A 12,165-nucleotide genomic window follows, 5' to 3' on the forward strand; every position below is an offset into this window, starting at 1 on the left:
TCACCATGCGCCGCGGGACTAATCTGCCGGCCATGGGCGACTTCAACCAGTCGGTCATCCTCGACGCGATCCGTCGTTCCCGCACGGGCCTGAGCAGAGTCGAGCTGGCGAGCGCAACCGGCCTCTCGGCCCAGACGATCTCGAACATCTGTCGTCGGCTGCTCGACCGCGATTTCATCGTCGCGGCGGGAAAGGAGATCAGCGGCCCCGGCAAACCGCGCACGATCCTGAAAATCAATCCGGACGGCAGGTATGCACTCGGAGTGCACCTCGACCCCACGGTGATGACCTTCGTCATGCTCGACCTCACTGGCGCTGTGGTCGCTCGTTCGCGCCATGCGACTCCCACCTCGACAGAGCCCGAGGTCATCATCGCGAGCCTGGTGAGCGCCATCACCGACCTCGTCTCCGAATCCGGTGTCAGGCGGGATCGAATCGGGGGAGTCGGGATCGCCGCGCCCGGACCGATCGACAGGGTGCGGGGAACGGTTGTCGATCCGCCCCACCTCGTCGGGTGGCACCAGGTGGCGCTCCGTGACGCGTTGGCTGAGGGAACCGGGTTTCCCGCCATCCTCGATAAGGATGTCACGGCGGCCGCGGTCGCCGAGATGTGGGCCGGTGGCCCGAGCGGTCTTGGCAGTTTCGTGTTTTTCTATCTCGGGACGGGAATCGGCGCGGGCCTCGTCGTCAAGGACGAGGTGGTGAGAGGCAGTTCCGATAACGCCGGGGAGATCGGCCACATCGTCACGGACCCCGACGGGCCTCCCTGTTTCTGCGGTCTGAGGGGCTGCGTGATCGTGACCTGTATGCCGAGGTCGCTGGTGATCGAAGCGGATCAGCGTGGCGTGTTCGGTGGTGTCCCGATCGGGCTCGACACGGTGTCGATCGACGAGCGCTTTACCGAACTGTGCGCCGCCGCTGCCGCCGGCGACGAGGCCGCGACCGACATCCTCGATCGCTCAGCCGTGAGACTCTCCAAGGCCGTCTCGGTGGTGGCGAACCTCCTTGATCTCGACAGGGTCGTCTTCGGCGGGCCGTTCTGGTCGAGACTCTCGGGCCACTACAAGCGAAGCATCCCTGCTCTCCTCGAAGAGTTGCGGGTGGCTCGCAGCATCCATCGCATCAGCGTCGTGGGAACCGGTGTCGGCGAAGACGTCGCCGCGATCGGGGCGGCGTGTCTCGTGCTCGATCGCGCACTCACCCCCAACCCAAAATCACTGCTTTTGGCCTGAGAATATCTCGTCGGATAAACCCTCGCCTTAATAAGTCAAATCGATGTACTATTGGCCCGAGGCACAACGAAGCGCTCAACCCTGCACTCGCGGTGTGTCATCGATATGGTCACATTCGCACAGTGGAGCAAGGGAGCACCATGCGCAGGACAGCAGCAATCGGCATCTCGGCGATAGCCATCGGGGCCATGATCGGTCTGGTCGGATGTTCAGCATCCGGAGATGCGGGCGGGGACAAAGTCCTCAAGATCAGTTACATCAAGACCGACGCCTTCACCGCGCTGGATACCCTCTTCACCTCGGTGAAAGCGGACTTCGAAGCGGCCAACGAGGGCGTCACGGTCGAACTCCAACCCGTCGCCGGCACCGACGACGACTACAAAACCAAGCTCGCACTGTCGCAGCGTTCGGCAGAGACCGCGCCTGACGTCTTCTACGAGGACACGACGGCACTCAGGTCGGACGCCGAGGCGGGGTTCCTGTTGAACCTCGACGACTATGTCGCCGAGTGGGATGACTGGAAGCAGTTCGACGACGCCGCCAAAGCGGCAGGGGCCGGCGATGATGGAAGCATCTACGCGGTCTCACTCGGCACCGACACTCGCGCTATCTGGTACCGCGAATCGATCTTCAAGGCCGCTGGCCTGACCGTACCGTGGAAACCGTCGTCCTGGCAGGACATCCTCGATGCCGCAGCGGCCATCAAGGTCTCACAGCCCGCGGTGGTGCCGTTCAACCTGTATGCCGGCACCGGCACCGGCGAAGGCTCCAACATGCAGGGCTTCTACGAGCTGCTCTACGGAACCGAGCTTGGTGGGGATGCTCTATACGACTCGAAGTCGTCCAAGTGGGTCACCGGCTCACAGGGCTTCATCGACTCGCTTGAGTTCCTCGACACGCTTTACAGCGAGAACTACGCACTCACGCCGGCACAGGCTCTCGACCCGAACATCTGGCAGGAAGTCTTCGGCACGATGTTCCCCAAGGGAACCCTGGGAGCTACGGTCGAAGGGTCATACACCCCGTCATTCTGGGTAGAGGGTGGCTCATACGCGTGGCCCGAGTACGCCGATGAGATGGGTGCTGTCGCGTTCCCGACACAGGATGGCCAGGAGCCAGGCGGAGTCAGCATGTCCGGTGGCTGGACCCTGGCAGTGGGCGCGAAGTCGGCCAACCCCGATCTTGCGTTCCAATTCCTGGCGATGGCGCTAAATAAGGAGAATGCCCTCTCCTACGACAACGAGAACTCGCAGATCGCGGTGCGGGCAGATGTGGCCGCCGATCCGAGCTACACCGCGGCCAATCCGTTCGTCGCCACTGTCACCGACCTGGTCGCCGTGACGCACTTCCGCCCCGCCACTGCTGACTACAACCAGATTTCGGTTGAGGTGCAGCGTGCCACAGAGGCCATCATCACGGGCTCAGCGACGCCGAAAGAGGCCGCAGCGGCCTATGACGCGGCGATCGAGGGCATAGTCGGAGCCGATGGAGTGATCAATAAGGGCTAGTCACTAATTCGGCCCGGTGAGAAATCAGAACACGACATACAGGAGCGATCCACTGTGACTGCAGAAGTGCTCACACCCTCACCGCAGCCGGAACTGCGGCGGGATCCCGAGGAAGGGTCCCGCCGCAGCCGACGCCGCAGCCTCACCAGCCTCATCAGGATGATCCCGCTCGTGCCGGCGATCTTCCTGATGCTGGTGTTTCTCGCGGGGCCGATCATCTGGTCGTTATGGGGCTCTCTCACCGACGCGTCTCTGACGGGCCGAGCGGCGACCGATCCGCAGTTCATCGGGGTCGACAACTACACCCGCCTGTTTGCCGACCCGCTGTTTCCCCAGTCGGTATGGCTCACGGTGGTCTTCACGCTCGTCTCGGCGGTGATCGCGCAGACCGTGCTCGGACTGTCGCTCGCACTGTTGATGAACAAGGCCAATAAGAAGGTCGGGGCCGTCGTGGGCACGATCATCGTGGCCGCGTGGATCCTGCCGGAAATCGTGGCGGCTTTCGTGGCGTACGCATTTTTCAGCCAGGACGGGACTCTCAACCAGATGCTCTCCGTGGTGGGACTGGACGGTCCGAACTGGCTGTACAGCTTCCCCATGCTCGCCGTGATCTGCGCCAACATCTGGAGAGGCGCTGCCTTCTCGATGATGATTTACCAGGCGGCGCTGAACGATGTGCCGCCAGAGATTACGGAAGCGGCCATGATCGACGGTGCTGGGGGCGCCAAACGGCTCATTTACGTGACGCTGCCGATGATCAGGCAGACGATCACCACGACACTGATGCTGATCACGCTCCAGACATTGTCACTCTTCACACTCATCTTCGTGATGACCGGGGGAGGGCCGAGCAACAACAGCACGACGCTGCCGATCCTTGCCTATAAGGAGGCGTTCCGGTTCAGCGACATCGGGTACGGCACCGCGATCGCGACGGTCATGCTGGCCGTCGGCGCGGCCTTCTCCATCGTGTACATCAGAGCGCTTCGCGCACCGAAGGACTGAGCCGATGACGACCACCACCACTCCCACCACGCCTCACGAGCCGGCGCTCACCCCCGACTCGCGACCTCGAACGCGCTCTGTCGCGGCACCGTCGAAGCGCATGTCGGCGTTCTTCGCCAACGCCTCCCTCATCATCATCGGATTCTGCTTCCTGCTTCCCCTGAGCTGGCTCGTCTTTGCGTCGTTCGACACGGCGGCCACCTACCAGACCCGTGTGCCTGCTGAACTGTCGTTCGACAATTTCTCCGCCGTGCTCACGCCCGAGCTGACCTTCCTGCCGCTGTGGAACAGCCTTATTATCTCGGTATCGACAGCCGTGATCACCGTGGTGATCGCTTTGCTGGCGGCGTATCCCCTGTCGCGATACCAGGCGCGCTTCAATAAGCCGTTCATGTATACGGTTCTGTTCGGCACCTGCCTTCCCATCACCGCCATCATGGTGCCGGTGTACGCACTGTTCGTCGCGCTCAACCTGCTCGATTCCATCCCCGGCACGATCGCTTTCCTCGCAGCATCCTCCTTGCCGGTGGCGATCTACATGGCCAAGAACTTCATGGACTCGGTGCCGATCAGCCTCGAAGAGGCCGCCTGGGTGGATGGCGCTTCCGCCATGCGGGCACTTCGAACCATCGTCATCCCGCTGATGAGACCCGGCATCGCCGTGATTTCGATCTACGTCTTCTTTGCGGCCTGGGGAAACTTCTTCGTTCCATTCGTGCTTCTGCTCTCGCCCAGCAAGCAGCCAGCAGCCATCAGCATCTACAGTTTTTTTGGTCAGTACGGCACCATCGCCTATGGTCAGCTCGCCGCGTTCTCGCTCATCTATGCGGTGCCCGTGATCGCGCTGTATGTGCTCGTCTCGCGCGGCATTGGTGGATCTTTCGCACTCGCCGGCGCAGTCAAGGGCTGACAGGCACCCCACTCCCATCCTCGCCTTCCCGGCGGGGCTTTGTCTGAGCTAAGGAGACAACATGCACGACAACAGGGCGCTCGTCGAAGCGCGAATCGAGCGTTTCACGCGCGAGCGACTCTTGCCGGCTGTCTATCGCCATCGCTCACCGCTGGAAATCGAGGCGTGGGAGGTGTCCGACGAGCCCGTTCCCTTCGCCGAAGCACGCCGACAGCCTTATGTGCCCTTTGCCGTCGGATCCAGCTGGGGCCGGCCGTGGAGCACCGTCTGGTTCCACATCACCGGTACTGTGCCGTCAGACTGGAATGTCGACGGCACGCGTCCCGAAGTAGTCGTCGACCTCGGCTACAACATCACGCTGCCGGGCTTCCAGGCGGAGGGTACCGCCTTCGACCCACAGGGCCGCATCATCAAGGCCATTGAGCCGCTCAACAGCTATCTGCCGGCGGGTGAGCCCGGCAGTGCGGTCGACGTCTATCTCGAAGCAGCAGCAAACCCGAACGTGGCGGGCACCTTTACCTTCGGGGTGACAGAGCTCGGTGACAAGGCGACGGCAGGTTCTGCGCACGTCTACCAATTGCGCACTCTCGAACTCGCTCTCCTCGACATCGAGGTGTGGGAGCTTGTGCAGGATGTCTGGACGCTGGCCGGGCTCATGGCCGAGCTCCCCGTGACCCTGCCGCGTCGGCTGGAGATCCTCATGGCGCTCGATCGAATGGTCGACGCCGTCGATCCGGAGAACGTATCAGGCACCGCCGCCGCCGGGCGCGCAGCGCTCGCCGACGTTCTGGCGCGGCCAGCCTACGCCAGCGCTCACAAACTCGACGCCGTCGGTCACGCCCACCTTGACTCCGCCTGGCTGTGGCCGGTGAGAGAGACCGTGCGAAAGGTAGCCCGCACGTTCTCCAACGTCCTGGCGCTCATGGAGCAGGATCCGGATTTCACGTTCGCCGCATCGAGCGCCCAGCAGTTTGCGTGGCTGAAGCAGTATTACCCCGAACTGTTCGAGCGCGTCAAAGCGCAGGTCGCCGCCGGACGTTTTGTTCCCGTCGGTGGAATGTGGGTCGAGTCGGACACCAACCTGCCGGGTGGCGAGGCGATGGCGCGCCAGTTCGTGGCTGGCAAACGCTTCTTCATGGAAGAGCTCGGGGTCGAACCTCTCGAGGTATGGTTGCCGGATTCGTTTGGCTATTCGGCGGCGCTGCCACAAATCGTCACAGCAGCCGGATCGAAGTGGTTCCTCACCCAGAAGATCTCCTGGAACGAGACGAACAGGATGCCCCACCACACCTTCTGGTGGGAGGGGATCGATGGCACCAGGGTCTTCACGCATTTCCCGCCGGTCGACACGTACAGCTCCGACATCTCCGGGCGCGAGTTGGCCAAGGCTGAGCGCCAGTATGCCGAGAAGGGTGCTGGCACGACCTCGTTGCTTCCGTTTGGCTGGGGGGATGGCGGCGGCGGTCCCACCCGCGAGATGCTGGCGGCGGCACAGCGCACAGCAGATCTCGAAGGCTCACCGAGGGTGTCCTTGTCAACGCCGCAGCGCTTCTTTGAGTCGGCGCAGGCAGAGTATGCCGATGCGCCGGTCTGGTCGGGGGAGCTCTATCTCGAATTCCATCGCGGAACCTATACGTCCCAAGCGAAGACCAAACGAGGCAACCGGCGAAGCGAGCACCTGTTGCGCGAAGCAGAGCTCTGGGCGAGCGCCGCCACAGTGCTGGCTGGCGGCGCCTATCCCTACGACGCCCTCGAGTCGGTGTGGCGCACCGTGCTCCTGCAGCAGTTCCACGACATCCTGCCGGGCTCGTCGATCGCGTGGGTGCACCAGGAGGCCGAGCGCAACTACGCCGAGGTGGCCGTAATCCTCGAGGGCATCATCACCGAGGCCATCGCAGCGATCGCCGGTGCGGGTGACGATGTCGTGACCTTCAACGCTAGTCCTTTCGCCCGCAACGGCGTCCACTCGCTCGGTGCCTCAGTTGAGGCTCCGTCGGCCGCGTCGATCGTGACGCAGACGGCGGAGGGCTTCGTGCTCGAGAACTCTGCAGTGCGCGTCGTCATCGACGCCCGCGGACTCATCGTGTCGATGCTCGACCGCATCGCCGGACGCGAGACCATTCCCGTCGGCGAGACGGCGAACCTCCTCCAGCTCTTCCGAGACACCCCCAACCAGTGGGACGCCTGGGACATCGATGAGAGCTATAAGCACAGCGGTGTTGACCTGACCGAGGTGGATTCGATCGCAATCACCGACGATGGCCATGGCGTGCGCCTCGTGCGATCGTTCGGAGCATCGAGGCTGGAGCAGACACTCTGGCTCGACGGTGAGACGGGCGCCCTCGACATCCACGTCATCATCGACTGGCACGAGACACAGAAGCTGCTCAAGCTCGCCTTCCCGCTCGCGGTGCACGCGGACCGGGCCGCATCGGAGGTGCAGTTCGGGCACGTCTATCGCCCCACTCACGCCAATACGTCCTGGGATGCCGCCCGCTTCGAAACTTCGGCGCACCGCTGGGTGCATGTGGGGGAGCCCGGCTTCGGGGTGGCTATCGCCAACGACGCCAGCTATGGCTACGACATTCGTCGACAGGCCGTCCCCGGGGCAGGCACATCCACTGTCGTCCGGGTGTCTTTGCTGCGCGCGGCGTTGTTCCCGGATCCCGACGCAGACCAGGGACGCCAGGAGTTCCGGTTCTCGGTCAGGGTCGGCGCCGGCATTGCCGACGCGGTTGAGGAGGGTTATCGCCTCAACCTCCCGCTGCGGCAGGCGACTGGGGCTGCTGACTGCGTCGCAGCACCATTCGTCTCGGTCGATGCGCCCGGCATCGTGGTGGAAGCGGTCAAGCTGGCCGAAGACCGCACTGGTGACGTCGTTGTCAGGCTCTATGAAGCGCTCGGGGCCACCTCCAGTGGGATGCTTCGCACGGGATTCAGCTGGATTCGCGTCGACGAGACCGACCTCCTCGAACGCGTCATCGATCGTCTCGCCGTCGCTACGGTGGACGATGACGGGGTCGCGCTGACGCTTCGCCCCTTCCAGATCGTGACCCTCCGCTTCGCCGGACCCGGACGCTAGCGTCAGCCACGACGGCGTCAGCAGAGACTACCGAGGAGAACATCAATGGCCACCGACAGCACATCCATCGTTCCGCTCACCGCAGCCGTTGTCGGCGCCGGTGCGGGCGGTACCCTGAGTATCGACGCCCTGATGGCGTCTGAGTCCTACACTCTGATCGCCGTGGCTGATCTCAGCGAGGCGTCCCTGGCGGCAGTCTCCGAGCGCACGGGGGGAGGCGTCGCCACGTACACGAGCTACGAGGAGATGCTGCGCGAGTCTCCCGCCGACGTTGTCTGCGTCTCCACGTATGCTCCCTCCCATCTGCAGTTCACACGCGCGGCCGTGGAGGCCGGGGCTGTGCTCGGAATGCTCGTCGAGAAGCCACTCGGCGACACGACCGCCGCGGGCAGGTCGATCCTGGCACTGCTCAAAAAGCATAATCTCCCGGTCGTTGTCCCTCACGGCCTGATGGCGCAGCGAGCAGCTCTCGAGATCATCGAGCGGGTGCACTCGGGAGACCTCGGTGAGCTGAGGCTTGTCGAGATGGAGAGTCCTGGCTGGGACATCATCAATGCGGGCATCCACTGGTTCCAGTTCTTCGGAGCACTCGTGCAGTCGCCCGTGGAGATGGTGCTGTCGACGGCAGACACCTCGACCCGCACCTTCCGGGACGGCATGCAGGTCGAGACCGAGGCCATCACCCTCGCGCGCGCGGCCAACGGCGTGCGCATCCTGCTCAACACCGGCGATGCCATACCGGTCCCGGTTGACACCGTCTGCCTCATCAGAATCATCGGTACCCACGGCTACATCGAGTTCAGGGCATTCGAATCGTCCTACCTGCTCGTCGTTTCGGGACAGGATCGCGCGGTGGTCGAGGTTGAACCGTTCGCGGTGAGCGGCCATGAGCGCCATCTGGAGCACCTGGCCGAGCAGATCCGCTCTGGAGAGCGTGACTACGCAATCCCCGATACCTCGCTCCAGGCGCTGGAGATCGTCGAGGCCGCGTACCTCTCGAACCGCACGGGCACGTCGGTCGTGCTCCCGCTCGGGGGGCCGCAGCCCGATCCGGGCGCCGACTGGGATCCAGGGTCGCCGTACGCGGGCTTGGGTGGCGGCCGCAATGGACGTGACCTGTGATCGCCCGGGAGACCCACGAGTATGCGACTCCCGTGCGCATCGGGGTCATCGGCGCGAGCTGGAGGGCCCAGTACTATTTCCGAATTGCTCGCGAGCTGCCTGACCGTTTCCTTGTGACCGGGGTCCTCGTGCGCAGTGCCGACTCTGTCTCACGCGTGGCGGCACAGTGGGGGTTCGACGCCACGACAAGTCTCGATTCCTTTCTCCGCGCTGGTCCCTACGACTTCGTGGTGGTGTCGGTGCCGGTCGAGGAGGCCGCAGACCTCGTGCGCGCCGTCGCCTCTGCCGGTATCCCCGTGCTCGTCGAAACACCGCCGGCGTCGTCACTGGAGGCGATGGAGCAGCTCTACCGCGATACGGCAGGTGCACCGGTCCAGGTCGCCGAGCAGTATCGCTTCCAGCCTCATCACGCTGCCCGGCTCTCGGTCGCCCGCTCGGGAGTGCTCGGCCGAATATCCAGTGCCCACGTCTCGGTGGCGCACGGCTATCACGGCATCAGCATCATCCGCTTCGCTGTCGGTGTCGGTTTCGAGCCAGCCCGGATCTCCGGTTTCGAGGTCGTCGACCACGTTGTCTCGGCTCGAGGTCGCGACGCCTGGGCAACCGATTACACCGAGACCGAAACTGCCAACATCACGGCGCTTCTCCAGTTCTCCGGCTCGTCGGGCGTATTCGAGTTCAGCATCGAGCAGTACTTCTCGCCGATTCGCGCGCGGCACATCACGATTCGAGGCTCGCGGGGAGAGCTGCGGGGTGACGAGGTCGACTATCTCACCGAGCCGGGATTTGCGGCGCACGAGAGGCTTGTGCGCGAGGAGACCGGTCGTGACGGAGACCTCGAGGGCTCATTTCTGCGACGGATCAGCCTGCGAGACACCGTGCACTGGAGCAATAACTTCGCGCCGGCGCGGTTCAGCGACGATGAACTCGCTGTCGCCGAGGTCATGGAGCGGATGGCCGAATTCGCGAGGACGGGAGCGGGCTTCTACTCCCTCGCTGACGCGAGCCACGATCATTATCTCGGCATTCTCATGACGCAGGCCGTGGCCACCGGTCGCACCCTCACGAGTGCGGCAACGGCCTGGTCTCTCGAGTCCAGTGCCTGCATCCAGGTCCCCGCCGGTGACTGAGCCCTGCGCTGTCACCCGCACGATCGACTGGGGCAATAGTCGCATTCGACTGCGGATGACGGTGGATGCGCATGACCGCCTCCGAATGGTCGCCCTGGGCCCGGCGGACCGGTTGGGTGATGACGTCCCGCAGGCTCTGGCCATCGGTCCGGTGGAGCTTCAACTGGCCGGTGATCAGTTTCCCCAGGGAGCCAGGCACGTCGAGCTCGGCGGCACCGAGCAGTTGCGATTCCGCTCGCATGAGATCTCGGAGGTCGATGGCGGCAGCACCCTTACTGTTCTCCAGTACCACGAGCCCCGCGGCGCCCGAGTCGAGTCGACCTGGACAGTCTTCGACGACATCGCGGTGATCCGCTGCGTGAGCCGGGTCGTCAATGACGGGGCCGTCCCGCTCACGATCGAGTACGTCTCCTCCTTCGCCTTCAGCGGCTTCGTCGACTTCGGTCGACCTGACTGGGCCGATACGATCACCCTGGCGGTGCCGCACAACACCTTCTTCGGCGAGTACCAGTGGATCGAGCAGCACCTCCCCGACCACGGTATCTATGATGTCGGGTTCGTCGCGGGGGGAGAGCATTCGAGCAGGAAGCGCATCTCGATTGGCAGCGTTGGCACCCAGCCGACCACCGAATACCTGCCGATGGGTGCCCTGCGCGATGCAGCCAGGGGTGTCAGTTGGGCGTGGCAGATCGAGCACAACGGATCGTGGCAGTGGGAGCTCGGGGATCTGCGCACCGCCGTTTACGTGACTGCGGGCGGTCCCAATGATCAGGAGCATCAGTGGCACACGGTGTTGGCGCCAGGGGAGTCCTTCGAGACGGTTCCGGTGGCCGTCGCCGCTGTCGTCGGGGATGTCGCCGAGACGTTCATCCCTCTCACGTCGTATCGGCGTCGCATCCGTCGGCCGCACCGCGACGACCTCGAACTCGGCGTTGTCTTCAATGACTACATGAACTCACTCCTGGCCGATCCCACGGAGGAGAAGCTGATGCCCGTGATCGCGGCCGCGGCGGCGGTGGGTGCCGAGTACTATACGGTCGACGCCGGCTGGTACAGCAACGAGCCGGGATGGTGGAGTTCGGTGGGGGCTTGGACGGAGTCGACGGCCAGGTTCCCGCGTGGTTTCTCGGTGGTGTTCGACGCGATTCGCGAGGCCGGGATGGTTGCGGGGCTGTGGATCGAGCCAGAGGTGATCGGTATCGACAGCCCGCTGGCCGCTGAGCTGCCCCGTGATGCTTTCTTCGTGCGCAACGGAAGCCGGGTCAACGGTGCTGGACGATATCAACTCGATTTCCGCAGCTCGGCCGTCATCTCTCGAATGGATGCCGTCATCGACCGGCTGATTGCCGATTACGGGCTCGGATATCTCAAGTTCGACTACAACATCAACGGCGGAATCGGCACGGACATCGCCTCGGTCAGTGCCGGAGACGGACTGCTCGGGCACAACAGGGCATTTCTCGAATGGATCGACCGCCTCTTCGACCGTCATCCTTCCGTCATTATCGAAGCCTGCGCCAGCGGCGGTGGGCGAGCCGATGGTGCCACCCTCGCGCGACACTCGATCATGTCGACCAGCGACCAGACCGACCCGCTGCTCTCGATTCCGATCGCCGCGGGCGCCGTTACCGCGATGACTCCTGAGCAGGCAGCGATCTGGGTCTATCCCCAGCCCGAGTTCACCGACGACGAGCTGCATCTGTGCATCATCAACGGATTACTGGGCCGGCCTCAGCTCAGCGGCGGCATGTGGAAACTGGACCGTCGCCAGCTTGACGCGGTGCGCAGCGCGATCACTCTGTACAAGGGATTTCGCCACGATATCGCGACGGCGATCCCGTTGTGGCCGCTCGGGCTTCCTGGCTGGAGTGACGCGTGGTGTGCCCAGGCGCTTCAATTCCGGGATCGAATACTCGTCTCCGTCTGGAGACGCGGTGGCGATGAGAGTGTCGAGCTGGACTTCCCTCGACTGGCGGGTCTCGACGTGGATGTCGAGCTGCTGTTTCCGGCCGACCAGCCCACGGAAACAGTCTGGAATCCGGGAGGATCGCTCTCGGTGAAACTGCCGAACGCGCCCTCGGCCAGGCTCTTTTCACTGACCGCCGCTGGCCGTGGAGTGTCCTCGCACAAGCGGTTGTGAGAATATAGAGAGTGCCTTTCTAGATAGTTTCACTAT

8 protein-coding genes are annotated in these 12,165 nt (G+C 63.9%); all 8 read left to right on the forward strand.

Annotated features, from left to right (window positions below):
• Window positions 1–32: 32 nt before the first annotated feature.
• The 8 genes from IEW81_RS13375 to IEW81_RS13410 all read left to right on the forward strand — a co-directional run bounded on the left by IEW81_RS13375 (window position 33) and on the right by IEW81_RS13410 (window position 12,129).
• Window positions 33–1,232: an ROK family transcriptional regulator gene (locus IEW81_RS13375; RefSeq protein WP_097061468.1), complete on the forward strand. Its 1,200-nt coding sequence runs from the start codon at window positions 33–35 to the stop codon at window positions 1,230–1,232.
• A 140-nt stretch (window positions 1,233–1,372) separates the two neighbouring features.
• Window positions 1,373–2,740, forward strand: coding sequence for an extracellular solute-binding protein (locus IEW81_RS13380; protein WP_097061128.1), 1,368 nt, complete (start codon window positions 1,373–1,375; stop codon window positions 2,738–2,740).
• A gap of 54 nt (window positions 2,741–2,794) precedes the next feature.
• Entirely contained in the window at window positions 2,795–3,745 is a 951-nt protein-coding gene (locus IEW81_RS13385; protein ID WP_373285401.1) for a carbohydrate ABC transporter permease, read from the forward strand.
• 4 nt (window positions 3,746–3,749) lie between these two features.
• Window positions 3,750–4,655: a carbohydrate ABC transporter permease gene (locus IEW81_RS13390; protein ID WP_097061127.1), complete on the forward strand. Its 906-nt coding sequence runs from the start codon at window positions 3,750–3,752 to the stop codon at window positions 4,653–4,655.
• A 61-nt stretch (window positions 4,656–4,716) separates the two neighbouring features.
• A complete protein-coding gene (locus tag IEW81_RS13395; RefSeq protein ID WP_097061126.1) occupies window positions 4,717–7,737 on the forward strand; it encodes an alpha-mannosidase in 3,021 nt (1,006 codons plus the stop codon).
• A 45-nt stretch (window positions 7,738–7,782) separates the two neighbouring features.
• Window positions 7,783–8,859, forward strand: coding sequence for a Gfo/Idh/MocA family protein (locus IEW81_RS13400; RefSeq protein ID WP_097061125.1), 1,077 nt, complete (start codon window positions 7,783–7,785; stop codon window positions 8,857–8,859).
• On the forward strand, window positions 8,856–9,989 hold the full coding sequence (locus IEW81_RS13405) for a Gfo/Idh/MocA family protein (RefSeq protein ID WP_097061124.1): 1,134 nt from the start codon (window positions 8,856–8,858) through the stop codon (window positions 9,987–9,989). Before IEW81_RS13400 ends, IEW81_RS13405 begins: the two co-directional genes overlap by 4 nt.
• Window positions 9,982–12,129 carry an alpha-galactosidase gene (locus tag IEW81_RS13410; protein ID WP_143544687.1) on the forward strand — a complete coding sequence of 716 codons (2,148 nt, stop codon included), beginning with the start codon at window positions 9,982–9,984 and terminating at the stop codon, window positions 12,127–12,129. Before IEW81_RS13405 ends, IEW81_RS13410 begins: the two co-directional genes overlap by 8 nt.
• Window positions 12,130–12,165: the final 36 nt, after the last annotated feature.

Source organism: Salinibacterium xinjiangense, assembly GCF_014645015.1.
Lineage (GTDB): Bacteria > Actinomycetota > Actinomycetes > Actinomycetales > Microbacteriaceae > Rhodoglobus > Rhodoglobus xinjiangensis.

What these genes read in the sequence shown, in the direction of transcription:
- IEW81_RS13400 (WP_097061125.1), top strand. Translation starts at nt 7,783, where the DNA reads ATGGCCACCGACAGCACATCCATCGTTCCGCTCACCGCAGCCGTTGTC.
- IEW81_RS13390 (WP_097061127.1), top strand. Translation starts at nt 3,750, where the DNA reads ATGACGACCACCACCACTCCCACCACGCCTCACGAGCCGGCGCTCACC.
- IEW81_RS13395 (WP_097061126.1), top strand. Translation starts at nt 4,717, where the DNA reads ATGCACGACAACAGGGCGCTCGTCGAAGCGCGAATCGAGCGTTTCACG.
- IEW81_RS13375 (WP_097061468.1), top strand. Translation starts at nt 33, where the DNA reads ATGGGCGACTTCAACCAGTCGGTCATCCTCGACGCGATCCGTCGTTCC.
- IEW81_RS13380 (WP_097061128.1), top strand. Translation starts at nt 1,373, where the DNA reads ATGCGCAGGACAGCAGCAATCGGCATCTCGGCGATAGCCATCGGGGCC.